Here is a 23,842-nt window from a genome sequence, read left to right on the forward strand (position 1 = left end):
TGATTCACCACGTTCAACCGGGCTTTTTCGTCGTTCCAGACGAACGCGACACCGTTGAGTTCGTAATGAATATCCATCTAGGACAGGGTACGCAATCGTATTTATATTGTCAATACATCCTGACAACCTTCACTCGCTGAACCGCGGCGCGCTTGTCGACCGCATGACGGCTTGGCGGTGAGCGCAGCGAACCCCAACCATGCTTCCCTTCTCCCGCCGGGAGAAGGTGCCCGAAGGGCGGATGAGGGAAAGACCTTGCAGGTTGGATCGGCCCGTATCCGTGCAAGGCTCTTCCCTCATCCGGCGCTTCGCGCCACCTTCTCCCGGTGGGAGAAGGGAAAACTATGCTGAACTTCACATCGAAGCAGATTTCTCCGTGACCTCTTGTGGCCAAAATAAGGCCACGATGAACCCCAAGGAACCACCATCATGAGAGCCGATTCCGTTGTCCGCGCGCGCATCCCGGCGGAGATGAAAGATCGTGCCATGGATGCCCTGGCGCGTATGGGTTTGAGTGCGTCGGACCTGATCCGACTGACGTTCTTGCGTGTAGCCGAAGAAGGCCGCTTGCCATTCGCCGTCGAGGTGCCAAACCGCACCACGCGCAAGGCAATGGCGGAACTCGAAGGCGGCAAAGGCAAGAGGTTCAAGAAAGCCGACGCCCTGTTCAAGGATCTGGACATCTAACGTGCTGACGTCAGTTCGCTCCGCGCAGTTCATCGCGGGATGACGACATTTTCAGAGGCTCCCCAACCTTTGCTATAGCGACCGAGGCAACCGCAACTACGACCTTGGCGCGGAATTTCGACGCGCCCGCTGCTCGCATCGGTCCGCATATTCAGGCGACATGCGTTCGCGCAAGCGGGGCCACTGCTTTTTCCAGAACGTGTCGGACTCGATTCGCCACGCGGGAATCGCATCGGCCAAGTGGATGCCATAGCGCTCGGCATTTTTCCTGGCCGCATCTTTCGCCGACATGTCGCTTACGGTACCGATCAGATCGAGAATGGCGCGTCGACGCACTGGTTCGGAGCCCTCATTGCCCTGCGCGATCGCTTCGATCTGTTCTTCCAGATACGCCCTCGCCACCTCGATCGCGAGACGCAGTTGGAGTCGACCGGTTTCGTCCTGCTTCTCGATCAGCGTATGCAGATTGGCATTTCGGCTCTGCAGCACATCGAGCGGATGCATCACCCGGAGCACCTTGCCGGTGCCGGGCAAGGACACGACAACTGCGTTGGCTTCGAGGCGATCACGCTGCAATCCGACGACGCTATGCAGCAGGTCCACGTTGTAGACGCGTCCGTCCTCTGCGGGAGCCACCGCGCTTCCGATGAGGGCAGACAAGGATCGGGCATGTGAAATTTCTGCACGGCCTCGCAGAGCACGTGCGAATTGCCTGAGCGGGCCACTGTTGGCAGCGTTGGGCGTGAAAAGATCCACGTCGCGGGAAATGGCCGGTGCGCCACTGTCCGCCGGCATGCCGACATCATAGACCTGCATCCAATACGCCAAGGCCTGGCCGCCGATCAGCATCACGTCGGGCGGTGCATGATCCAACACGCGTTGAACCAGCTCCGGCGGCATGTAGGCTTCGTTCTTCCGGCTCACGACCGATACTTGAGCGGGAAAACCCGCTTGCTCTGCTGCGCCATCCACCGAGGAATGAAATAAAAATAATCGGGACTTCGCTTGCCGCTCAAGACATCGAGCGCATCCAGCTTGCGGGTCATGGCCACCGCGGCCTCCACCTCGCTGACGCGGCCGGTGTTCGCCTCCACGCCCTCTGCCGCCGCAATGCCGAGCTTGGCCCAATGCTCCAACTGCTGGGCAATGCTGCGGTCTTGCAGCATGGACTCCCATTGGGCCAGAGCATAAAGCTCATCGGAGATGCGGACATTCTTAGCCATGCGGCGAGTATGTGGCAATGTGCCACATTGCGCAAGACAGCACACAGGTTGGCGGTGAGCGCAGCGAACCCCGACCATGCTTCCCTTCTCCCACCGGGAGAAGGTGCCCGAAGGGCGGATGAGGGAAAGACCTTGCAGATTGGATCGGCCCGCATCCGTGCAAGGCTCTTCCCTCATCCGGCGCCTGAGCGACGCGGCTTCACGAAATCAGCGCGTTTCCGGCGTTGGATGCGGCCTCCCGCAACACGATCAGCGAGGACCGGGCGACGGAGTCACGCACCCCACCTGCCCCGCAGCGGCGGTTTGTGACGCAATACGTCACCCCGCGCGGCGACGCAGGCTTTCGCCGACGCGGTGTGCGATTCGCGACGCGCAACGGCAAAAAACCGCCAACTGCCTGTTATTCCAAACAATCCAAGCCTCACGGCATCGCTTGGCACGACGCTTGCTGAACAAATCCTGCGCATTCGATCGCTCTTGGCCGGGGGCCAAGGACCAACGGCCGAGCCGAGTACGATCGAATGCGGACTTCTCGACCCAAACCCAAGGAACATTCCATGAAAACCATGCAGAAAGGCTTTACCCTGATCGAGTTGATGATCGTCATCGCGATCATCGCCATCCTGGCCGCCATCGCGCTTCCGGCGTACCAGGATTACCTGATCCGCTCACAGGTCTCCGAAGGCCTCGTTCTCGCGGACGGCGCGAAGACCTCGGTTGCCGAGTTCGAAGCGAACAACGGCACTTGGCCCGCCAACAACGGTTCAGCGGGTCTCGCTACCGCTGCCAGCATTCAGGGCAATTATGTCACCAGCGTCGATAACGTTGCTGGCTTGATCACTGTGACTTTGGGCAACAAGGTCAATGCCGCGGTTGCGACCGACACCATTCAGTTGTCGGCCTATACGACCACCGGCTCGGTCAAGTGGACGTGCAAAAAAGCGACCACCCCCGAAAAGTATTTGCCGACCAGCTGCCGCAATTAAGCACAAAGCGTTTGCATGGGAAAGGCCACCTTCGGGTGGCCTTTTTCTTTGCCGGGGTCATCATCCGATAATGGCTGCCGGTCGGCCGTCGTCTCCTCCCCCACCACCCTATCGACATGCTTAGTAGATCGTCCCTGCTGGTATGCGGCATCGTCACGCTTCTGGCAATCGGCTGGATCGTCTACGCCCCGGGCCTGCGCGGCGGTTTCGTGTTCGATGATTTCGGCAGCCTGCCGCCACTGGGCGACTATGGTAGCGTGGATAATTGGACTGCATTCCTGCGCTATATCACTTCGGGATTCGCCGACCCGACCGGCCGGCCGCTATCGATGCTGACCTTTCTTGTCGATGCCAGAAATTGGCCGGCAGACCCGGCTCCGTTCAAGCGCACCAATGTGCTCATGCACCTGCTCAACGGCGTGCTGTTGTGCGGTCTCCTGCTGCAGCTCGGGGCAGCTGGCGCATTGTCACGGAAACAGACGGCCATGGCCGCATTGCTCGGCACCGGTTTGTGGCTGCTGCATCCGCTCTGGGCGTCCACTACTCTGTACATCGTGCAGCGCGAAACCATGCTGAGCGGCACCTTCGTCTTGCTCGGTTTGCTTTGCTATGTTCATGGGCGGCGACAACTGGCCCATCGCCCACGTAGCGGCACTTTCTGGATCATCGGCGGCATCGGCCTATGCAACATCCTCGGGCTGCTGGCAAAGGCGAATGGAATCCTTCTTCCCGTGTACGTGCTTGTCGTCGAGTGGTTTTACTTACGCGGCACGCCGACTTCACCACACGCATCCCGCACGCTGGCACGGTGCCTCGCCATCGCGGTGTATCCCGCCGTCATCGCCATACTCACGTATCTCATCTATTGGGGCATCCATGGCATCCTGCTCGGCACTCCCATGCCGCACCGTTCCTGGACGCTGCGGCAACGCCTGCTTACCGAGCCGAGGGTGTTGGTCGAGTACCTGCAACTCCTGATTTCCCCTCGCCCCTATTCGATCGGGTTGTTCAACGACAGTCTCGTGGTATCGCGCGATTGGCTCCATCCGTGGAGCACTATTCCCGCGCTGCTGGTCGTGGCCGCGCTGATCGCCGCCGCAATCATGCGCCGCAAGCGTAATCGCTACTTCGCGCTGGCGATCCTGTTCTATTTCGCCGGACACTGCATGGAATCGACAACCATACCGCTCGAATTGTATTTCGAGCATCGAAACTACGTACCGGCAATGCTGCTGTTTTGGCCGTTGGCCATCTGGATGACGAATACCGAAACCTACGCCCGCACCAAACCATTCCTCGCATTCGGCGCGATGACGTTGCTCGCTACGGAAACGTTCTTCGCAGCCAAACTGTGGGGCGACTCCGCGTCGCAGGCCTTGGTCTGGGCCGAGAAAAATCCGACGTCTGCACGAGCGCAAGCTCTTGCTGCGAGCATGGAACGCTCAATGGGCCGATATGCGGAAGCGGAAGCCCGCTTGCGCAAGGCCTTGGCCAGTCAGCCTTCGGAAGTTCAACTTGCAATCAATCTGATCGGCGTGCGCTGCGCACAGGGTTCGGTTGACAAAAACGATCTTTCTCTCGCGGAGACCGCTTTGCGTGATGGGACGAGCCCGGGCCCACTGACGTTCAAGTGGGTCAATGATGCGATGGCGCTGGTGCATAGCGGTCGTTGCAGAGGGCTGGATGCCGATACGCTCCAGCGGCTGATCGATGCGGCAAACGAGAATGCGCAGGCGAGAGATGACAAGTCTTATCAACAAAATCTCCTAGATCTCTATGGACGAATTGCCTTACTCAAGAACGACGCGGCACTTGCGCGGAGAAAATTCGACGAAGCCCTTGAGCGCGACCCCAATCCGGATATTGCTTTGCGGCAGGCAGCGACACTTGGATCCAATGGACTGCCACAAGCAGGCATCGAGCATCTCGACCACTACAGGCAGCTGATTCCGCGAGAAACGCCCCGGCCAATCCGCAATATGCAGGATGTGCATGCGTGGTTGCTGATTCACGACGGATATTGGGACAAGGAATTCGCTCATCTCCGGGCTGCGCTGGAGAAAGACGAACATGAGAGCAACTCTCCCAAACCAGACTTGATCAGCCGGCCAAACTCCTGAAATCACACTCCGTCCATTTTGAAGCCTTTACCCAATGAATTCGCCGAAGCGAACAGGAACTATCTTCGGGCACTTCCGCGGAAGCGCGGTTTTTCTCGTTGCCATACTCATCACTGTAGCCCTGTACTTCCCCGGGCTCAGTGGCGGCTACTTTTTCGACGACTATCCGAATATCGTCGACAACAGCCGCCTGCACGTCGATTCGATGAACTGGCAACGGTGGGCCCAAGCGATCTGGTCATCGCCGTCGAGCGATTTGCAGCGCCCACTCGCCTCGTTGAGTTTCGCACTCAACTATTTCACGAGTGGTCTCGCCCCGTGGCCAATGAAGGCCGTCAATCTCGGCATCCATCTGCTCAACGGTTGCCTGCTGTACCTGCTTATGCTGCGCATCATCGCGCGCTTGCCGACTGAACAAACGCATTCGTCGCGCAACAGGTTGCTCGCTGCAATCGTCAGCGCGATATGGCTGCTGCACCCGATCAACCTGACACCCGTGTTGTACGTTGTGCAACGCATGGAAAGCCTGGCCCAGGTCTTCGTGCTCGCGGGATTGTTGTTCTATGTCGAGGCGCGAGCTCGCCAAGACGCGAATACACGCGGCAGTGGCTGGCGCTTGTGGGTGGCTTTCCCACTCATGCTGCTTCTGGGAATGTCGACGAAAGAATCTGCCGCGATGCTGCCGCTCTACGCTTTCATCCTGGAGTTGGTTCTTCCTCGACCCGGGATATCGAAACCGCGCCCACGTAGCCTCGCAGCCTTTTTTGGAGTATTCCTGCTTCTGCCCTCCGTTGTCGGCTTGGCTTGGCTCCTCCCGCATGTCCTGTCGCCAGGCGCCTATGCAAGCAGACCCTTTACGCTCACGCAACGGCTGTTGACCGAACCAAGAGTTCTGATCGACTACATCGGCTGGATCCTCGCTCCTTTGCCTAGTGCGTTCAGCTTCTATCACGACACGATTCCGGTTTCGACTTCCCCCTTGTCGCCCTGGACAACCCTGCCTGCACTGTCGATGGTGCTGCTCATAGCCATCGCCGCGATGATGGTGCGTCGATCACGTCCGCTCGTCGCGCTTGGAATTCTTTGGTTCCTCGCGGCGCATGCCATGACGGCCACGATCATTCCGCTGGAACTCGCATTCGAGCATCGCAATTATTTTGCATCGACCGGATTGCTGCTCACCACCACGGACCTGATTTTGCCGCAGCAAACTGTAGCCTTTCTCGCGTTGCCGAGAAAGGGCGTCTTGGCGGCATTTCTCGGCCTTTGCTGCTTCTCACTTTTTTTACGGGCGGAGGAATGGAGCAACCCCCTTTCCTTGGCTCTCGTCGAAGCAACCCGACATCCCGATTCGCCCCGTGCGACATACGAATATGCACGTACGCTTGTCGTGATGAGTAACTACGAGACCGATTCGCCCTTCACGTCCAAAGCCCTCGATGCCCTGCAAAAAGCTGTTCTCGTCAAACGTACCGATGTGCTTGCGGATGTTGCCCAGATCATGTTTGCTTCGCGCACGCGTCACATTGTCAATCCTGAATGGTGGGCATCGGTAAGAGCCAAACTGGCCACTGGCGTTCCATCCGCCGAAAACGATGCGGCGATTAAGACACTGACCGATTGCGTCGTGCGAGGGTTGTGCCCGGTCGACGACGACGAAATGCTGCAATCGTTTCTCGCCGCCGTCGGCACCGGCGCCGCAACACCTGCGATCCTTTACAGTTACGCGATATTCGCCTTCAACCGTCTGCACGACGCGGAGCTAGCCCTGCGCCTTGCAGAAGACGCGGCGAATCAGTCGCACGATCCGCAATATCGACTGAACCTCGCCAACTACCTCATCGACCTGAAGAAAAAAGACGCCGCCATTACTCAACTTTCTATTCTCAAGCAACATGACCACCTGGGCCGGTTTGCTGCAGACATCACCGAAGCCGAACGCAGGCTGCAAGCGCAACAATGAGAAAGCATACGAAAGGAAGGTAGATCAGGTGCGCCGCAATCGCATCAGAGTGTCCTTCCAGGGGCTGGGCAGCACTATCTACTTCGCGTGCGCGTACACAAGCTGGGAAGCGGGATACAAATGAGAATACCAACGGACTGATCCGGCAGTACGCGCCGAGCAAGGTACTGGGATACTGCACCCCATGCGAGGTATTCGAGGAGTCGCTCATTGCGATGCGTGAAAAGGAGAAAAAAAGAAGAAGAAATTCCAGGCCGAAGCAACATGACGAAGATCATGCAGCTTCGTATACTCAACCTTGTTGTCCTTAAGACTTGAACTCGCGATTGAAACGCTCGCCCTGTCGAGGCCTTTCCTCGATCAACTGCGGTCTCGACAGCCTGTTGGTCCCCATTCGTGCTTTCACGGTCAGGTTACAACAACCACCCAATCTGAAAAACGATACGTCTTCTTCTCCATGACCTCACTTCCAGACTATAACGAAGAGCCCTTCCTGATTTTTGGCTCGCCTTTGATCGAGCAAGCTGAAATCGACGAAGTCGTCGCCTGCATGCAATCGTCATGGCTCGGCACCGGCCCTCGTGTGGCACGGTTCGAGCGCGACTTCGCCGCTTACCAGCACCTAGCGACGACGCAGGTGGCGGCAGTCAATTCCTGCACCGCGGCGTTGCACGTGAGTATGGTCGCCGCGCGGCTCGAGCCTGGCAGCGAAGTCATCACCACACCACTGACGTTCTGTGCGACGGCTAATGCGATCATCCATGCCGGACTAACGCCGGTACTGGCCGACGTCGATCCCCTCACGCAGAACATCGACCCCGACGCAATCGAAGCCGCGATCACGCCGCGCACGCGTGCGATCCTGCCCGTGCATTTCGCGGGGCGACCCTGTGCGATGGACCGCATCATGGCAATCGCCGAAAAATACGGACTCATCGTGATCGAGGATTGCGCGCATGCGATCGAAACCAAATTTCAGGGACGCAGGGCAGGTAGCTTCGGCGATTTCGGCTGCTTCAGCTTCTATGCCACCAAGAACGTAGTCACCGGCGAAGGTGGCATGATCGTCGGGCGCGACGAGGCAATGATCGCACGCGCCAAGGTACTGGCGCTGCACGGCATGAGCAAAGACGCCTGGCATCGCTTCGGCGACAAGGGCTACAAGCACTATCACGTGGTCGAGGCAGGCTTCAAGTACAACATGATGGATTTGCAGGCAGCCATCGGCATTCATCAACTTGCCCGTGTCGAAGCGAATTGGGCACGCCGCGAGGCGATCTGGAACCAATACATGGATGCTTTCGCAGAGCTGCCGATCGGACTGCCCGAGCCACCGGCTCTGGATACCCGACATGCGTACCATCTGTTCACGATCATGCTCGACGAAACACGCTGCGGTATTTCACGTGACGCTTTTCTTGATGCGATGAACACCCGCCGCATCGGTACTGGTGTGCATTATCTTTCGGTAGCTGAGCATCCTTACTATCAGCAGCGCTTCGGTTGGCGGCCTGAGCAGTGGCCGAACGCGATGCGCATTGGCCGACAGACGGCCAGTCTGCCGTTGTCGCCTAAGCTCACCGACGCAGATGTCCGGCGTGTCATAGATGCTGTGAGGCAGATCGTACATGCGAGCTGATAGTGGTCACTGCCATGACGCAACCTCACTGGGCATCCACGGACATAGCGCCCAATGAACGAATCACGGCCATCCGAGCCCCATAGGGACAGCCTGTTGCCTGCGTTACGCCACGGCCTATTCCTGCTGATCGAGAAATTACTGCGCTGGTGCATCCATCCGCGGCTGCGCGCGCGGCTGCTGGGTTTACTTGGCGCGCACATAGGAAGCAATGTGCGCGTCTATGAAACGCAGTTCTTCAACCTGCAACAGGGTTTCCGCCACTTGTATCTCGCCGATGGCGTACATGTCGGAACCGGTTGCCGTCTCGATCTTAAAGAGGTCCTGACCATCGGCGCGCGCAGCACCCTTTCCCCAGGCGTCACCGTGCTCACGCATGCCGACCCGGGTGCCTCGCAGAACTCCGCCATGATCGAACACTATGCACCCCACGCAGCGCCGACGGCGGTCGGCGAAGACTGCTGGATCGGAGCCCATGCCGTGCTGCTCGCGGGAACCAAGATTGGTAATCTGGCCGTGGTGGCAGCTGGCGCAGTAGTGACAACGGACGTGCCGGCCGCCTCGGTCGTGGCCGGATCGCCCGCCGTAGTGAAAAAAACGATTGTCGTGTCTGACAGACCGGACTGAACAGCCGTCAACGCCGGAATGGCACGAACGCCACGCCGAGAACCACGTCCACTGCCAGCAACGCCATCCTGCCCATGACGGCCAAGCCGGCAACAGCATCCGGCGGAAAATCGCGTGCAAGCAGTACGAACACCAATTCGCGCACACCCATGCCGGACGGCGAGATGAGGCTGATATATCCGACGAACCAGGAAAAAGTATAGATTGCACACAAAACGACCGCATCGGTTACACGCAATCCGGGCCATGCAAGCCCGTATCCGGCCCATGCAGCCAGGTAACAAAGCCAGACCAGTACAAGCCAGCCGAGCACTTCGAGCTTGAATCCCGAGCTTGCATCGGCGAATCCGGCAAGCGCGTCGGCAAGTCTGCCCGCCGCGCGCATCGGTAGGCGCCGCAGCAACCCAAGCAATGGCGATAAGGCGGTTTTCCGCCAGGTAACGAAATAGACCAACAAACCGCCCGCAGTCGCCGCAAACCCCGTGAGCCAAGCATGGAAAAAACCGAGCACGATAGCCGCAATCCAGATCGCCACTGCCGTGCTGAGCACCATGAACACCGAATTCACGCCGACCCATTGCGCCATGCTCGCTTCGTTGCCGCTGGCCGACTGGTAGGCCGTGCCCCATATACGCCCGGGAAGGTGCTTCATCAACTGGCCAACGAAATACAGGTGCGCAAGGCGCAACCTTCCATAGCGCCCTGGTAATACATGGACGAACAAGGCGCGGAATGCCTCGAATGCGAGGTACGCCGCAAGCAGGTTGCCGGCGAAGACAAACGCCAGCCACTTCGACCGCATCTGGAGCAGGTTCGCTTGCAACGTCGGCCATGCCTGCCAGAGCAGATGGATCGTCCAAGCCAGCGTGCCAGCGCAAACCAGCGCAAGCAACCAATGGAGATGCCTGCGCCAGCCAAGGACGGTCATACGTTGCCCGAGAGCGAAGCAGCACTCGGCTTGGTTAAGACGAATATGAACGCAGGCACCAACGGCATCAGCCAGACGATGAGGGAGGCAGGGACCCGTGCAGCCAGCCGCAAGAGCCACGAATCATGCAAGGCCGCTTCGGCGCGAATGCGTTCCACCACTACCAATTTCCAACTGAAGCTAGTCTTTGCGAATGCCCGTGTGAGTCTCCAGTACGACCACGACCACGCATCCAACTCGTGCGCGCGTTTTGATCCGAAAAAATGCATCACGCGTTGTGCGAACTGGCGTGGGAACCAGTGTACGAACGGCCAGAAAACGTGAGGCTCGATCGGCCAAAGCAGGTTGGGGCCGGCGAAATAGCACAAGCCGCCCGGCTTCAATGCAACATGTATCGCGCGGAGCAAGGCAACCGGGTCGTCGACATGCTCGTAAACCTGATTGCATACCACGACGTCGACTGAATTGGATTTCAGCAATCGGCCGAGGCTGCAATATGTACCTTTATGAAAAACGAGATTGGGATGCGCATTGCGAAACGCCTCCCAACGCGCCCAGCTCTCAGGATCCACAGCAACCACCTGCCTGACGTGCTCGGCCAGGGTCGCAGCGATACCCCCGCTGCCGCAACCGATATCCAGCCACACCGCATCCGTCAAATTCTGCCCGGTATGCATCTGCATGGTCTTGAGGATTGCTTCGGCCTTGGACTCGCGTCCTTCCTGCCCCCAGCGCGGATCGTTCGGGTTGTGCATCGCGTCAGTTACCCATCACCTCATTAACGATGCGATCAGCAATACGCGAAAGATCGAAATTCGCTGCCTGCCGCCGCACTCCATTTGCAAAGGTGTCGGGCTTCGTTGCAAGCGCTTTGCGCAACGCATTTGCGATACCGTCCGCATCGACACTCGCCGCCAGAATGCCGCATTCTTCAGATTGCCCCAATAATTTCGGCAAGTCGCCTACGGGCGTGGCGATGACGGGTCGACCGAGCTTCATCGCATCAGAAAAAACTACCGGTATGCTTTCGATACGTGAGGGAATGATCAGGTAGTCCGCGCGCATGATGGCTTGTTCGGCCTGTAGTTTTGGAATGAAACCTCCCACATCGAGCGGCCGGCCAGCGAAGACCAACGCCTTGGATTTTGCATGCACAAGATTCTGCATGGGACCGCCCCCATAAATCGCCACTCGGTCGATACGCTTCCAATCCGCATCGTCCAGCATCATCAAGGCATCGAGAAGCAGGTCGATACCCTTATTCGGATGCCAGCGACCGATGAACACCAGATTGTATGGGGGCACAACAGCAGGCGGAGGCGGATCGGTGGTTTCCAACTTGCGGGTGGTCGGCAAGAACTCGACGGGTCGCCCGCAGATTTGCTTGCTATCTTGTGCCAACTTCAAGCCATCGGCATAGCGGTGGCTTGCTGCGCGCATGACGAACGCCAGAACTCTTCGAATAATTGGAACACGCCCCAACGACCAAACGTCACTGCCCAGCACCCATATCGAATACGGAATGCGGCGTTTGCGCAGCAAGCGATTCGCCCAAGCTCCGGACGGTAGCGCCCAACATGCCATGGCATGTTTCACGCGGCCATCCTGGGTCGCACGCATGGCAGCCCGGCGGCCTGATCGCAACACGGCGAAAATGCGCAATACATCAAGGGGATTGCCAAGCCGCAAGTTCGATAAACCGCCTTGCGGAGCCGGGAAACGCCAAACCGATACATTCGGCGCTGCGTTCTCCATCGATGCAGCGTTACCTGGCGCAAGAATCCGAACCGGAACGCGGTGAGCAAGTTCCATTGCCAAGTCAGCCATGAACGAGCCTGCCGCTTCGCTCCCGTCTCCGCTGCGCGGGTAGGATGTCGTAATCAACAACAAGGTGTCTTGCGTGAAGGTGTCTTGCGTGGCTGGAAGCGAATTCAAGGCTTGCGTGCCTCAATGGAATGGCCTGACGCGATCATTCCCGAATCCCCAAGCCACCCGAGCAACCAACCCAACCCATTGATGATCGGGATGCACACCATGAGAAATGGGGCAAAGGCCAAGCGCCAATGTCGCGTTCGCGTGGCACTCAGTACGCAGTCCGCGCAGGCAATGGCCAACAACAATGCAGCGGTACGAAATCCGGTGTTGCGTGGTAACGGTTCGATGCAATCCAAGCCGGCACGAACGACGGCGTATTTCAGGCCAGGCGCCGTATAACGCTGATAGTCGTGAGGAGCATCATGCAAGGGGTAAAGGAAAGGCATGCTGAGTAAGAGTACCCCACCCGATTTCAACACGCGTTCGATTTCGGAGAGTACCCGCGCAGGCTCGGCGACATGCTCCAGAACTTCAAGCAATAGAACCGTATCGAATGTGCCGTCGCGAAACGGCAGCAATCCACCATCGGCGAATACATCGGGACGCGTTCCGTAGGCACCCTGTGCGGTAAGCGGATAATCAAGACCAATGTATTCGCATTGTGCGGATATCACTTGGCGAGCCCATTCATCCGCGCAACCAATGTCCAGGACGCGACCGTTGGCATTCGCCTTCACCCATCGTCGGACTTGACGCTCGTCCCGCAAAGCAAACCATTGCGGGTGCAGAACCGTATTACGCAACGGCTGCAGCCAGCGACGCATTACGGCTACCGAAACCATCCTCAAGCCTGCGCTTTGTACATCAACGCCGTGATCTGTTCGGAGATCAACCCGATCAGGAACACGATAACCGATGCGGAAAACAGCAGCACACTCATGTTGGTAAGTCGGTGGTCGTTGATGAAGGTGTACAGGTAGCGCGCAAGCCCGAGCACGAAGAAGACGACGCTCGCCGGCGCAAACAGCTTGAGAGGCGAATAGAGCGTGGCAATCTTGAAGATGATCAATAGGAAGCGAACGCCGTCGCGCAACGGTCGGATATGGCTTTTCCCAATGCGCTGCGCAGCCTTGATCGGCACATAAGCCACCGCATAGGCGCTGCGGAAGAATGCCATCGTGCTCGTGGTCGGATACGAGAATCCGTTCGGCAGCAGGTGCAGGAATTCGCGAAACTTGTCGGCGCGGGCAGCGCGGAATCCCGAGGTCAGGTCGGCTACCTTGAAACCGGTCATGCGGCTGGCAAGCCAGTTGTAGATCGTGTTGGCGACGCCGCGACCGACGCCGGCCTGCCCTTCCCAGTCGCGCGCGCCGACGGCCATATCGTAGCCTTCGTCGAGCTTGGCCACGAGGCGCGCAATGTCGGCGGGGTCGTGCTGGCCGTCGCCGTCCATGAACACCAATACATCGCCCTGCGCCTCGCGGGCTCCGCGCTTGATCGCCGCGCCGTTGCCCATCGAATAGGGCTGCGTAAGCATTTTGACGCCGTTCGCGGCGCAAACTGCGGCCGTGTCGTCGGTCGAGCCGTCGTTGACGACGATGATTTCCGCCTGCGACTGCGCGGCGCGCAATTCGGGAAGCAGATCGGCCAGGGCGGCCGATTCGTTTTTCGCCGGCAGGATGATGCTGAGCAAGACGACCTCCTGGAGTTGAGACGTGGCGGGCGATTGCCCCATCGATTGTTCGCCTGCGCCAGCTTTTTCGATAGTAGCGGAAATCCGGCGGGTTTCGTTGGCTGGCTTGCGGCGCAATGCCCGCTTGGAGTTGACAAACAGCACAATAAAGGACAAAATTCAAAGAATTGTCAATCTCAAGAAACCTGACATGCTCGAACACACGACCAGCCTGAGCAAGGAAGGCCGTATCCTCATTCCGGCGGCGATCCGCAACGAATTGGATCTCAATGCAGGAGAGGCATTGACGTTGTCCGTGGTCAACGGCGAGGTACGAATCACGCGCCGATTGAACGCGATCCGCAGCATGCAGAAGCGGCTCGCACGCCTGCGCGATCCCAAGCATCCGGCCGTCGAGTCTTTGCTGCGCGAACGGCGTGCCGCCGCGGCAAGGGAATGAGTGCGCTCGTTTACGATGCGTCCGCGCTGCTCGCGGTGATTTTCGACGAACCCGGCGCGAGCGAGGCGATGGAATATCTCGCCCGCCCCGGCGGCGAGGTGAGTGCGGTGAACTGGTCCGAAGTCGGCGCCAAGCTCGCCGAACGCGGACTCAAGGAAGCGGAGTTCTCGCGGGAACTGGCCGCCTTCGGCCTCGATGTTGTTCCGTTCGACGCGGCGCAGGCGGCCTTGGCGGCGGCGCTGCGCCCGGTCACGAGCAAGCTCGGCCTTTCCCTAGGCGACCGCTGTTGCTTGGCGCTGGCGCGCTTGCGCGGTGCACGAGCGGTCACGGCCGATGTCGCATGGCTGCAATTGCGCGGATTCGATGTGGCATCGGTTCGCGCCCGTTGAAGCACGCCAACCAAGGCGGCCGATTCGTTTTTCGCCGGAGCGATCTCGACATCGCCATCGAAGCCGAGCGCCCGTTGTCCGCAGCGGAAAAGATGCGGCTCATCGAAGACCTTGCGGCCGCAATCGGACGGCCGGTCGACCTGATCGATCTGAAAACCGTGGGCGAACCCCTGCTCGGCCAGATACCGCAATACGGCCAGCGCGTTCTGGGCAGCAACACGGATTACGCAGCGCTCATCCGCCGCCACCTGTTCGACGCAGAAGATTTTCTGCCTTACGCCCGGCGCATACTGCACGAAAGGAAGCGGGCATGGATCGGCTGATCGTCGAGCGCAAAAAACAATTCGCGAGCGCGCTCTCCGCGCGCATCGGCTGAAACGGCATCAAGGGCAAACGGCGCACGTTGTTTGTGCTTCCCCCCGCGCGAGGCGCGGACAGTATATTTACCCTTCCCCCCGCGAGGCGCGGGGGGAAGGCGTACCCCTGCGGCCTCGTCGGGATCGCGCATGCTGTATACTCAGCAAAACCCTTCAGGGGCCTGAATGACTACGACGATGAGCGCACCCGATGCCGCCACCAGCTCATCCCTGACCGGGTTGAGCGGCGTCGTCAAGCGCCTGGTGATGCAAGGCTTGCTGTCCGAGAACGACGCGCGGCGCGCCAGCGACGCGGCGCTGAAGCAGAAGATTCCGGTCTCCAGCCTGCTGATCGAGCGCAATCTGGTCGACAGCCAGCAACTTGCCTTTGCCAACGCTGAGGAATTCGGCGTGCCGCTGCTCGATGCCGAGGCGATCGATCTCGCCCAGGTGCCGCAGAACCTGATCAGCGAAGACCTCGCCAACCGGCATCAGGCGCTGCCGATCTACAAGCGCGGGCCGCGCGTGTACGTGGCCATCTCCGACCCGACCAATACGCGCGCGCTCGACGACGTGAAGTTCCACTCCAAGAGCGCGGTGGAAGCGGTGCTGATCGACTCCGACCAGCTGTCGCGCCTGATCGACCAGGTCTACAGCATGGGCACGTCGAGCTTCGACGCGCTCGACGACGTGGCGGGCGGCTTGGAAAAGCTCGTCATCGGCGACGGCGACGAAGAGACCGACACCGGCATCGACGCCAAGGGCAACGACACGCCCGTGGTCAAGTTCGTCAACAAGGTGCTGGTGGACGCGATCAAGCGCGGCGCCTCGGACATCCATTTCGAGCCGTTCGAGAACACCTACCGCGTGCGCTTCCGCATGGACGGCATGCTGCGCGCGGTCACCTCGCCGCCGCCGCGCATGGCCGCGCGCATCTCCTCGCGCCTCAAGGTGATGTCGGGCCTGGACATCTCCGAGCGCCGCATTCCGCAGGACGGGCGCATCAAGCTCAACCTGTCCAAGACCAAGTCGGTGGATTTCCGCGTGTCCACCTGTCCGACGCTGTTCGGCGAGAAAGTCGTGCTGCGCATCCTCGACGCCTCGGTGGCGAGGCTCGGTATCGACAAGCTCGGCTACGAGGAAGACCAGAAGGAACTGTTCCTCAACGCGATCCAGAAGCCCTACGGCATGGTCGTCGTCACCGGCCCCACCGGCTCGGGCAAGACCGTCTCGCTGTACACCGCGCTCAACATCCTCAACGTCGAGGGGCGCAACATCTCCACGGTCGAGGACCCGGTCGAAATCCGCCTGCAGGGCGTCAACCAGGTGCAGCAGAACGCGAAGCGCGGCATGACGTTCGCCGTCGCGCTGCGCTCGTTCCTGCGCCAGGACCCGGACGTGATCATGGTCGGCGAGATTCGCGACCTCGAAACCGCCGAGATCGCGGTCAAGGCGGCGCAGACCGGCCACATGGTGCTGTCGACGCTGCACACCAACGACGCGCCGCAGACGGTGTCGCGCCTCATGAACATGGGCATTGCGCCTTACAACATCACTTCGGCGCTGTCGCTGGTCGTCGCCCAGCGCCTTGCGCGGCGCCTGCACGAGTGCAAGAAGCCGATCGCGTTGCCGCCGGAAACCCTGCTCGCCGAGGGCTTCACTCAGGACGACATCAAGGACATGCAGGTTTTCGACGCGATCGGCTGCGCGATGTGCAACGAGGGCTACAAGGGCCGCACCGGCATCTACCAGGTGATGCCGATCAACGAGCCGATCACCAAGATCATCTTGAAGGGCGGCAACATGCTCGACATCGCCGCGGCGTCCAAGGCTTCGGGCGTGCGCGACTTGCGCGCATCGGCCCTGCTCAAGGTAAAACAGCGCGTCACCAGCCTGGCCGAGATCAACCGCGTGACCAAGGATTGATGCTCTTCCCTTCTCCCGGTGGGAGAGGGGAAGACGTGCCGGAATTTTACGTACTTGCGCGCATTTTTTCCGCCGTTCCTAATGTACTCTTAACCGACTTTCGGCAAGCTCGAGCACCGACCATGGCCCCAGCCGCAACCACCGCCCGCAACAAGCCGAACGCTGCCCAGGTGGGCCGCGCGCGCGCCGAGGTGAACCAGACCGTGACCTTCGTCTGGTACGGCACCGACGCGCGCGGCAAGAAGCTCAAGGGCGAAGAGGTGGCCAAGTCGGCCACCCTGCTCAAGGCCGACCTGCGCCGCCGCGGCATCAACGCGACCACGATCAAGCCCAAGCCCAAGCCGCTGTTCGGATCGGCCGGGCGCACGATCAAGCCGCGCGAGATCGCGGTGTTCAGCCGCCAGATCGCGGTGATGATGTCGGCCGGCGTGCCGATGGTGCAGGGCCTCGACATCATCGCCAACGGCCAGGCCAATCCGCGCATGAAGAACATGTTGCTCGACGTCAAGACCAACATCGAGGGCGGCGCTTCGCTGGCCGAGTCGATGCGCAAGTACCCGGTGCAGTTCGACGAGCTGTACACCAATCTGGTCAAGGCCGGCGAAACCGCGGGCGTACTCGATACCGTGCTCGACACGGTGGCCACCTACAAGGAGAACATCGAGGCGATCAAGGGCAAGGTCAAGAAGGCGATGTTCTACCCGGCCGCCGTCCTCGCGGTCGCCTTCATCGTCACGCTGATCCTGCTGATCTTCGTCATTCCGCAGTTCGAATCGGTGTTCGCCAACTTCGGCGCCAAGCTGCCGGCGTTCACGTTGCTGTACGTGAACCTGTCGCGCTTCGTCACCCAGCACTGGCTGATCATGCTCGTCATCATGGCCGGCACGATCGGCGGGATCATGCTCGTGTACAAGCGTTCGCCGAAATTCGCCCGCTTCATCGCGCGCGCGTCGCTCAAGATTCCCATCGTCGGGCAGATTCTCACCCAGTCGGCGATCGCGCGCTTCGCGCGCACGCTCGGCGTGACCTTCAAGGCCGGCGTGCCGCTGGTCGAGGCGCTGGATTCGGTGTCCACGGCCACCGGCAGCCCGATCTACAACGAGGCGGTGAAGAAGATTCGCGACGACGTCGCCGTGGGCCATCAATTGCAGTTCGCCATGAAGCAGACCGGATTGTTTCCGAACATGGTCGTGCAGATGGTCGGCATCGGGGAGGAAGCCGGCGCGCTCGACACGATGCTGTTCAAGGTCGCCGAGTTCTACGAGCAGGAGGTGAACAACGCGGTGGACGCGCTGTCGAGCCTGCTCGAACCGTTCATCATGGTGATCATCGGCATCGTCGTCGGCGGCATGGTGGTGGCGATGTACCTGCCGATCTTCCAGCTCGGCAACGTGGTCGGCTGAGCGCACCGCCGGATGGGTGAACTGCTCGCGATTCCCGGCGTGGCCATGGCGCTGGCCGGCCTGCTCGGCCTGCTGGTCGGCAGCTTTCTCAATGTGGTCATCCTGCGCCTGCCGGCGCGGTTGATGCACCAGTGGCGCGAGCAGAGCCGCGAGGTGCTCGAACTCGGCCCTGCCGCCGAACCCGCGCCGCCGGGGCTGGTCTGGCAGGCGTCGCATTGCCCCCAATGCAAGCACGCGCTCGGCGCGCTGGAGAACATCCCGCTCGTGAGCTGGCTGGCTTTGCGCGGCCGCTGCAAGCATTGCGGCACGAGGATTTCCGTGCAGTATCCGCTGGTCGAACTGCTGACCGGCGTTTGCTCGCTGCTGGTCGTATGGAAATTCGGTGCGACTTGGCCGGCGGCGGCGGGACTGCTGTTCACCTGGGCGCTGGTCGCGCTGGCCGGCATCGACGTGCGCACGCAGTTGCTGCCCGACCAGATCACCCTGCCGCTGCTCTGGCTCGGCCTGCTGATCGCGCTCGTGCCTTTCTTCGTCGATGCGCCGTCGGCCATCCTCGGCGCGGCGATCGGCTACCTTGCGCTGTGGTCGGTGTATTGGGGCTTCAAGCTGCTGACCGGCAAGGAAGGCATGGGCTACGGCGACTTCAAGCTGCTTGGCGCGCTCGGCGCGTGGATGGGGCCGTGGGCGCTGCTGCCGATCATCCTGCTGTCCTCGCTGATCGGTGCCGTGGTCGGCGGCGGCCTGCTCGCTGTGCAAGGCCGCGACCGCGCCACGCCGATTCCGTTCGGTCCGTTCCTCGCCGCGGCGGGCTGGGTGCAGTTCGTGTTCGGCTCGCAGATACTGGCGCTGTATCGGCACCTGTTCGCGTTCCCGTAGTTCTCTTTGCCCGTCGCGGCGGGAATAATGACGGAAACCGTACGCTTCGCGAATGCCTACCGCCTTCAATCGCAGCCTTGCCGTCGTCGTCACAGGGGGGATCGCCTCCGGCAAGACGACGGTGACGAATGGTTTCCTCGAACTCGGCGTGCCGGTGTTCGACGCCGATGCGATCGCGCGCGAGCTCGTCGCGCCGGGACAGCCGGCGCTCGCGGAAATCGGCGCCGCGTTCGGCCCGGATTTGCTCACGTCGGACGGCGGACTCGACCGCCGCCGCATGCGCGAGCACATCTTCGGCGACGACGCGGCGCGGCGGCGGCTCGAGGCGATCCTGCATCCGCGCGTGCGCGAAGCGTTGCAGGCGCGCGCACGCGCCTGCGCGGTGCCGTATTGCCTGCTCGCGATTCCGCTGTTCGCCGAGTCGCCGCGGACCGCCTACGACTGGACCGACCGCGTGCTCGTCGTCGACGTGGCTCGCGCGGTCCAGTTGGCCAGGCTGATGCAGCGCGACGGCATGACCGAAGACGACGCGCAGCGCGCGCTGGCCGCGCAGGCGACGCGCGCGCAGCGCCTCGCGCTCGCGGACGACGTGATCGACAACACGGGCGCCATCGACGCCCTGCCGCGCATCGTCGCACGGCTGCACGCGCGTTATCTCGCGCTCGCATCGCGCCTTCGCGCGTAGCCCGCTTACGCTCCGAAAAACGCCGAGATGCCGGCGATGCCTTGCGCACCGGCGGCTTTCGCGGCGGGCAGATCGGCGGCGGCGAGCCCGCCGAGCGCATAGACCGGCAACGGCGCCGCGGCGCAGAGTTCGGCGAAGCGCCGCCAGCCCAGCGCCGCGGCACCGGGATGGCTGCGCGTGGCCAGCACCGGGCCGAGCACGGCGAAATCGACGCCGATCGACGCCGCATGCGCAAGCTCGCGCGCATCGTGGCAGGAAGCGGCGAGCCAACGGCTGCGCGGCAAAGGACGATCGTTCAGCCCCATCAGTTCGGATGCCGGAAGGTGCACGCCGTCGAGATCGAGCTCGCGCGCAAGCGCGAGGTTCGAGTTGATCACCAATGCGGCGCCTGCCTCACGCACCCGCGCCTGCGCGGCTCGCGCGAGCGCACACAGGCGCGAGGCCGAAACGGCCTTCGCCCGCAATTGCAGCAAGCGCACGCCGTTCGCGAGCGCGGCGTCCATGCGGGCGTGGAAAGCCGCATCGTCGCTTGCCGGCTCGGGCGTGATCGCGTAGCCGGTTGGCAGCCGGAGCGCGGCGACGACCGGCCGGTCGGGCGGCGGCATCGCGATATCCGCAAGCTCGTCGATGCGATGCCAGGCCAGCGCCTGACCTTCGCGCCCGTGCGGTTCGCCCGCAAAATCGAGTACCCGGTACACGTCGAGAAAAATGGATTTTGTCGCGAAATCCCAAGGTATGCCGATCAACGGCTCGATCGCGCCGACATGCACGCCGATTTCCTCGTGCAACTCGCGGCTCAGCGCCGCATGCGCGGTTTCGCCCGGTTCGACCTTGCCGCCGGGGAATTCCCACAGACCGGCGGAATGCTTGCCGGACGGTCGCTGCGCGATCAGCACGCGGCCATCGCGATCGCTCAATACTGCGGCGACGACGTGGATGCGATCTTCACCTCTCCCCTCGGGAGAGGTCGGCGCGCGCCGCGCGCCGGGTGAGGGAGAAGCGTCGCAAGATTGGTGCGACATGACGGCGTGTTTGTCCTTTCCCTCATCCGCCCTTCGGGCACCCGCCCCGTTCGGCATCCTGCCTCACCCTCAGTCGGCTGTCGCCGACTTCGACCCGGTGGGAGAAGGGAAAGATCAAGCCAAGCGCCCGTGGCACTGCTTGAATTTCTTGCCCGAACCGCAAGGACACGGATCGTTGCGGCCGATCTTGGGCGTGTCGCGCACGACCTGGCTCGGCGGCGGCGGCACGCCTTCGCCCGGCTGCGCCGCCGCGCTTTCCGCCGCGAGCGAAGCCGCCTCGGCGTGCTGGAATTCCAGCGCGCGGCGCTCCTGTTCGCGGCGCTGCTGCTCCTCGAGCGCGGCGACTTCTTGCTCGCTGCGGATGCGCAACATGGCGAGGCGCTGGATCACCTCGGTCTTGACGCGCTCGAGCATGGCCTGGAACAGGGTGAAGCCTTCGCTCTTGTACTCCTGCTTCGGCTGCTTCTGCGCATAGCCGCGCAGGTAGATGCCCTGGCGCAGGTAGTCCATGCTCGCGAGGTGTTCCTTCCAGTGCTGGTCGAGCACCTGCAAGAGGAAGAACTTCTCGGCCGCGCGCATGATTTCCGAACCGTACTGCGCTTCCTTCTCGCGGAAAAAACGGTCGACCTCGTCGATGACGTGGTCGCGGATGCCGTCGGCGCTGAGGTCGTGCTGGCTCTCGGCCCAATGCTTGACGTCGAGCGGGATGCCGAATTCGGATTGCAGCGCGCGGTCGAGGCCGGCGAGATCCCACTGCTCGTCGACGCTGTCGGCCGGCACGAAACGGCGCACGAGGTCGCTCATGACGTCGTAGCGGATGTTGACGATGTTCTCGTTGACGTCGTTGGCGTCGAGCAGCTCGTTGCGCTGCTGGTAGACGACCTTGCGCTGGTCGTTCGAGGTGTCGTCGAACTCGAGCAGGTTCTTGCGGATGTCGAAGTTGTGCGCTTCGACCTTGCGCTGCGACTTCTCGATCACGCGCGTGATCATCTTGTCCTCGAGCGCCTCGTGCTCCTTCATGCCGAACAACTGCATCCAGCGCGTGACCCAGTCGGGCGCGAAGATGCGCATGAGCTGGTCTTCGAGCGAGAGATAGAAGCGGCTCGAACCCGGGTCGCCCTGGCGGCCGGAGCGGCCGCGCAGCTGGTTGTCGATGCGGCGCGACTCGTGGCGCTCGGTGCCGATGATGTGGAGGCCGCCGGCAGCGAGCACCTGGTCGTGGCGCTGCTTCCAGTCGGCCTTGAGCTTTTCGCGGTCGGCCTCGGTCGCCTCTTCGGGCAGCGCGGCGAGCTCTGCCTCGAGCGAGCCGCCGAGCACGATGTCGGTGCCGCGGCCGGCCATGTTCGTCGCGATCGTCACCGCGCCCGGGCGGCCGGCCTGGGCGACGATCTGCGCCTCGCGCTCGTGCTGCTTGGCGTTGAGCACTTCGTGCGGAATCGGCGGCTTCTGCTTGTCGAGCAGGCTCGACAGCAGTTCGGAGGTCTCGATCGAGGTCGTGCCGACGAGCACGGGCTGGCCGCGCCCGAAGCAGTCCTTGATGTCCTCGATGACGGCCTCGAACTTGTACGGCTGCTTGAGGAAGACGATGTCCTGGTTGTCCTTGCGGACCATCGGCTTGTGCGTCGGGATGACGACGACCTCGAGGCCGTAGATCTGCTGGAATTCGTAGGCTTCCGTGTCGGCGGTGCCGGTCATGCCGGACAGCTTCTTGTACATGCGGAAGTAGTTCTGGAACGTGATCGAGGCGAGGGTCTGGTTCTCGCGCTGGATCGGCACGCCCTCCTTGGCCTCGACCGCCTGGTGCAGGCCGTCGGACCAGCGCCGCCCGGCCAGCGTGCGGCCGGTGAACTCGTCGACGATGATGACTTCGCCGTCGCGCACGATGTATTCCTGGTCGCGGCGGTACAGCGCGTTCGCGCGCAGCGCGGCGTTGAGGTGGTGGACGACGGCGAGGTGCTTGGAGTCGTAGAGCGATTCGTCCGCACCGATGATGCCGTCGGCGCGCAGCACTTCCTCCGCGTGCTCCATGCCCTCTTCGGACAGGTGCACCTGCTTCTGCTTTTCGTCGACGAAATAGTCGCCGGCGCCTTCTTCGGTCTCCTGCCGGGTCAGCTTCGGCACGATGCGGTTGATGCGCGCGTAAAGCTGCGGCGAATCGTCCGACGGGCCGGAGATGATCAGCGGCGTGCGCGCCTCGTCGATCAGGATCGAGTCGACCTCGTCGACGATCGCGTAGTGCAGGCCGCGCTGGTAGCGTTGTTCCTTCGACAGCGCCATGTTGTCGCGCAGGTAGTCGAAGCCGTATTCGTTGTTCGTGCCGTAGGTGATGTCGGCGGCGTAGGCGGCGTGCTTGTCGGCATGGTCCATACCCGGATAGACGACGCCGACCGTGAGGCCGAGGAAGTTGTAGACCTTGCCCATCCACGCCGCGTCGCGGCGCGCGAGGTAGTCGTTGACGGTGACGACGTGCACGCCCTTGCCTTCGAGCGCGTTGAGGTAGACCGGCAGCGTGGCGACGAGGGTCTTGCCCTCGCCCGTGCGCATCTCGGCGATGCGGCCCGAGTTGAGCACCATGCCGCCGATCAGCTGCACGTCGTAATGGCGCATGCCGAGCACCCGCTTCGACGCCTCGCGCACCGTGGCGAAGGCGTCGGGCAGGATATCGTCCACCGTTTCGCCGGCCGCGAGGCGTGCCTTCAGCGCGTCGGTGCGCGCGCGCAATGCCTCGTCGGACAGCGCCTGCAGCGAAGGCTCGAGCGCGTTGATCTTCGCGACCGTCTTCTGCATCTGCTTGATCAGACGTTCGTTGCGGCTGCCGAAAATGCCGGTGAGGATGCGGTTGAACATGCGAGAAATACTGTGAGCTGGTGAATTGGAAGCTTTATCGATAAGTGCGGCCACGAATGGCCGCTTTTTGCTCCCGCGCTCACGGATGAGCGCAAAAAACAAACCCTGGAAAACAAAAGCCGCCTACAGGCGGCCTGCGCGCATTATAGTGGAATTGGGCGTCGGAGGGGCGCTTTCAAGCTCTTGCTTCCCTTCTCCCGGCGGGGGAGGGTGACGCA

22 protein-coding genes are annotated in these 23,842 nt (G+C 61.6%); 13 read left to right on the forward strand and 9 right to left on the reverse strand.

Going from position 1 to position 23,842, the window contains the following annotated elements:
* Positions 1 to 429 precede the first annotated feature (429 nt).
* Positions 430 to 687 (forward strand): type II toxin-antitoxin system RelB/DinJ family antitoxin, encoded by a 258-nt coding sequence (locus QM741_RS01670; RefSeq protein WP_415206015.1) that lies wholly within the window; start codon positions 430 to 432, stop codon positions 685 to 687.
* A gap of 96 nt (positions 688 to 783) precedes the next feature.
* On the opposite strand, the gene QM741_RS01675 is transcribed toward QM741_RS01670, so the two are convergent.
* On the reverse strand, positions 784 to 1,611 hold the full coding sequence (locus tag QM741_RS01675; protein ID WP_415206016.1) for a hypothetical protein: 828 nt from the start codon (positions 1,609 to 1,611) through the stop codon (positions 784 to 786).
* Positions 1,608 to 1,910, reverse strand: a complete 303-nt coding sequence (locus tag QM741_RS01680) for a TA system antitoxin ParD family protein (RefSeq protein ID WP_415206017.1) — start codon at positions 1,908 to 1,910, stop codon at positions 1,608 to 1,610. Before QM741_RS01680 ends, QM741_RS01675 begins: the two co-directional genes overlap by 4 nt.
* 557 nt (positions 1,911 to 2,467) lie before the next feature.
* On the opposite strand from QM741_RS01680, the gene QM741_RS01685 reads away from it, so the two are divergent.
* The 5 genes from QM741_RS01685 (at position 2,468) to QM741_RS01705 (ending at position 9,245) form a co-directional block, all read left to right on the forward strand.
* A complete protein-coding gene (locus QM741_RS01685) occupies positions 2,468 to 2,896 on the forward strand; it encodes a pilin (protein ID WP_415206018.1) in 429 nt (142 codons plus the stop codon).
* Positions 2,897 to 3,012: 116 nt separating this feature from the next.
* Entirely contained in the window at positions 3,013 to 5,016 is a 2,004-nt protein-coding gene (locus tag QM741_RS01690) for a tetratricopeptide repeat protein (RefSeq protein ID WP_415206019.1), read from the forward strand.
* Positions 5,017 to 5,050: 34 nt separating this feature from the next.
* Positions 5,051 to 6,979, forward strand: coding sequence for a hypothetical protein (locus QM741_RS01695; RefSeq protein ID WP_415206020.1), 1,929 nt, complete (start codon positions 5,051 to 5,053; stop codon positions 6,977 to 6,979).
* Between the two features lie 457 nt (positions 6,980 to 7,436).
* Positions 7,437 to 8,618, forward strand: coding sequence for a DegT/DnrJ/EryC1/StrS family aminotransferase (locus QM741_RS01700; protein ID WP_415206021.1), 1,182 nt, complete (start codon positions 7,437 to 7,439; stop codon positions 8,616 to 8,618).
* A gap of 96 nt (positions 8,619 to 8,714) precedes the next feature.
* Positions 8,715 to 9,245 carry an acyltransferase gene (locus tag QM741_RS01705; protein ID WP_415206022.1) on the forward strand — a complete coding sequence of 177 codons (531 nt, stop codon included), beginning with the start codon at positions 8,715 to 8,717 and terminating at the stop codon, positions 9,243 to 9,245.
* Between the two features lie 7 nt (positions 9,246 to 9,252).
* On the opposite strand, the gene QM741_RS01710 is transcribed toward QM741_RS01705, so the two are convergent.
* The 5 genes from QM741_RS01710 to QM741_RS01730 are packed head-to-tail and all read right to left on the reverse strand — an operon-like array spanning position 9,253 to position 13,681.
* Complete coding sequence (locus tag QM741_RS01710) at positions 9,253 to 10,173, reverse strand: hypothetical protein (RefSeq protein ID WP_415206023.1); 921 nt, start codon at positions 10,171 to 10,173, stop codon at positions 9,253 to 9,255.
* Positions 10,170 to 10,928 carry a class I SAM-dependent methyltransferase gene (locus tag QM741_RS01715; RefSeq protein ID WP_415206024.1) on the reverse strand — a complete coding sequence of 253 codons (759 nt, stop codon included), beginning with the start codon at positions 10,926 to 10,928 and terminating at the stop codon, positions 10,170 to 10,172. Before QM741_RS01715 ends, QM741_RS01710 begins: the two co-directional genes overlap by 4 nt.
* A 4-nt stretch (positions 10,929 to 10,932) precedes the next feature.
* Positions 10,933 to 12,108, reverse strand: a complete 1,176-nt coding sequence (locus tag QM741_RS01720) for a glycosyltransferase (RefSeq protein ID WP_415206025.1) — start codon at positions 12,106 to 12,108, stop codon at positions 10,933 to 10,935.
* On the reverse strand, positions 12,105 to 12,812 hold the full coding sequence (locus QM741_RS01725; RefSeq protein WP_415206026.1) for a class I SAM-dependent methyltransferase: 708 nt from the start codon (positions 12,810 to 12,812) through the stop codon (positions 12,105 to 12,107). Before QM741_RS01725 ends, QM741_RS01720 begins: the two co-directional genes overlap by 4 nt.
* Positions 12,813 to 12,832: 20 nt before the next feature.
* On the reverse strand, positions 12,833 to 13,681 hold the full coding sequence (locus QM741_RS01730) for a glycosyltransferase family 2 protein (RefSeq protein WP_415206027.1): 849 nt from the start codon (positions 13,679 to 13,681) through the stop codon (positions 12,833 to 12,835).
* A 22-nt stretch (positions 13,682 to 13,703) separates the two neighbouring features.
* Between QM741_RS01730 and QM741_RS01735 the strand changes: the two genes are divergently transcribed.
* The 7 genes from QM741_RS01735 (at position 13,704) to coaE (ending at position 19,755) form a co-directional block, all read left to right on the forward strand.
* Positions 13,704 to 14,120, forward strand: a complete 417-nt coding sequence (locus QM741_RS01735) for an AbrB/MazE/SpoVT family DNA-binding domain-containing protein (protein ID WP_415206028.1) — start codon at positions 13,704 to 13,706, stop codon at positions 14,118 to 14,120.
* A complete protein-coding gene (locus QM741_RS01740) occupies positions 14,117 to 14,509 on the forward strand; it encodes a type II toxin-antitoxin system VapC family toxin (RefSeq protein WP_415206029.1) in 393 nt (130 codons plus the stop codon). The genes QM741_RS01735 and QM741_RS01740 overlap by 4 nt, the downstream gene beginning before the upstream one ends.
* Positions 14,510 to 14,583: 74 nt before the next feature.
* Positions 14,584 to 14,832: a hypothetical protein gene (locus QM741_RS01745; RefSeq protein ID WP_415206030.1), complete on the forward strand. Its 249-nt coding sequence runs from the start codon at positions 14,584 to 14,586 to the stop codon at positions 14,830 to 14,832.
* A gap of 231 nt (positions 14,833 to 15,063) precedes the next feature.
* Positions 15,064 to 16,791 (forward strand): type IV-A pilus assembly ATPase PilB, encoded by a 1,728-nt coding sequence (pilB, locus tag QM741_RS01750; protein ID WP_415206031.1) that lies wholly within the window; start codon positions 15,064 to 15,066, stop codon positions 16,789 to 16,791.
* A gap of 122 nt (positions 16,792 to 16,913) precedes the next feature.
* Entirely contained in the window at positions 16,914 to 18,194 is a 1,281-nt protein-coding gene (locus QM741_RS01755) for a type II secretion system F family protein (RefSeq protein ID WP_415206032.1), read from the forward strand.
* A 12-nt stretch (positions 18,195 to 18,206) separates the two neighbouring features.
* Positions 18,207 to 19,070, forward strand: a complete 864-nt coding sequence (locus QM741_RS01760; RefSeq protein ID WP_415206033.1) for a prepilin peptidase — start codon at positions 18,207 to 18,209, stop codon at positions 19,068 to 19,070.
* Between the two features lie 52 nt (positions 19,071 to 19,122).
* The gene (gene coaE / locus QM741_RS01765) at positions 19,123 to 19,755 is read left to right on the forward strand and encodes a dephospho-CoA kinase (protein WP_415206034.1); all 633 of its coding nucleotides are present in this window, start codon (positions 19,123 to 19,125) and stop codon (positions 19,753 to 19,755) included.
* A 5-nt stretch (positions 19,756 to 19,760) separates the two neighbouring features.
* Here the strand turns inward: coaE and QM741_RS01770 are convergent, their stop codons facing one another.
* On the reverse strand, positions 19,761 to 20,777 hold the full coding sequence (locus QM741_RS01770) for a Nudix family hydrolase (protein WP_415206035.1): 1,017 nt from the start codon (positions 20,775 to 20,777) through the stop codon (positions 19,761 to 19,763).
* Between the two features lie 114 nt (positions 20,778 to 20,891).
* Complete coding sequence (gene secA, locus QM741_RS01775) at positions 20,892 to 23,624, reverse strand: preprotein translocase subunit SecA (protein WP_415206036.1); 2,733 nt, start codon at positions 23,622 to 23,624, stop codon at positions 20,892 to 20,894.
* Between the last annotated feature and the right edge of the window lie 218 nt (positions 23,625 to 23,842).

This window comes from Rudaea sp., from assembly GCF_047601565.1.
GTDB lineage: Bacteria > Pseudomonadota > Gammaproteobacteria > Xanthomonadales > Rhodanobacteraceae > Rudaea.

Coding starts and splice junctions, on each gene's coding strand:
- QM741_RS01670 (WP_415206015.1), top strand. CDS start 430: ATGAGAGCCGATTCCGTTGTCCGCGCGCGCATCCCGGCGGAGATGAAA.
- QM741_RS01680 (WP_415206017.1), bottom strand. CDS start 1,910: ATGGCTAAGAATGTCCGCATCTCCGATGAGCTTTATGCTCTGGCCCAA.
- QM741_RS01685 (WP_415206018.1), top strand. CDS start 2,468: ATGAAAACCATGCAGAAAGGCTTTACCCTGATCGAGTTGATGATCGTC.
- QM741_RS01690 (WP_415206019.1), top strand. CDS start 3,013: ATGCTTAGTAGATCGTCCCTGCTGGTATGCGGCATCGTCACGCTTCTG.
- QM741_RS01695 (WP_415206020.1), top strand. CDS start 5,051: ATGAATTCGCCGAAGCGAACAGGAACTATCTTCGGGCACTTCCGCGGA.
- QM741_RS01700 (WP_415206021.1), top strand. CDS start 7,437: ATGACCTCACTTCCAGACTATAACGAAGAGCCCTTCCTGATTTTTGGC.
- QM741_RS01710 (WP_415206023.1), bottom strand. CDS start 10,173: ATGACCGTCCTTGGCTGGCGCAGGCATCTCCATTGGTTGCTTGCGCTG.
- QM741_RS01715 (WP_415206024.1), bottom strand. CDS start 10,928: ATGCACAACCCGAACGATCCGCGCTGGGGGCAGGAAGGACGCGAGTCC.
- QM741_RS01725 (WP_415206026.1), bottom strand. CDS start 12,812: ATGCGTCGCTGGCTGCAGCCGTTGCGTAATACGGTTCTGCACCCGCAA.
- QM741_RS01740 (WP_415206029.1), top strand. CDS start 14,117: ATGAGTGCGCTCGTTTACGATGCGTCCGCGCTGCTCGCGGTGATTTTC.
- pilB (WP_415206031.1), top strand. CDS start 15,064: ATGAGCGCACCCGATGCCGCCACCAGCTCATCCCTGACCGGGTTGAGC.
- QM741_RS01755 (WP_415206032.1), top strand. CDS start 16,914: ATGGCCCCAGCCGCAACCACCGCCCGCAACAAGCCGAACGCTGCCCAG.
- QM741_RS01760 (WP_415206033.1), top strand. CDS start 18,207: ATGGGTGAACTGCTCGCGATTCCCGGCGTGGCCATGGCGCTGGCCGGC.
- coaE (WP_415206034.1), top strand. CDS start 19,123: ATGCCTACCGCCTTCAATCGCAGCCTTGCCGTCGTCGTCACAGGGGGG.
- QM741_RS01770 (WP_415206035.1), bottom strand. CDS start 20,777: ATGTCGCACCAATCTTGCGACGCTTCTCCCTCACCCGGCGCGCGGCGC.
- secA (WP_415206036.1), bottom strand. CDS start 23,624: ATGTTCAACCGCATCCTCACCGGCATTTTCGGCAGCCGCAACGAACGT.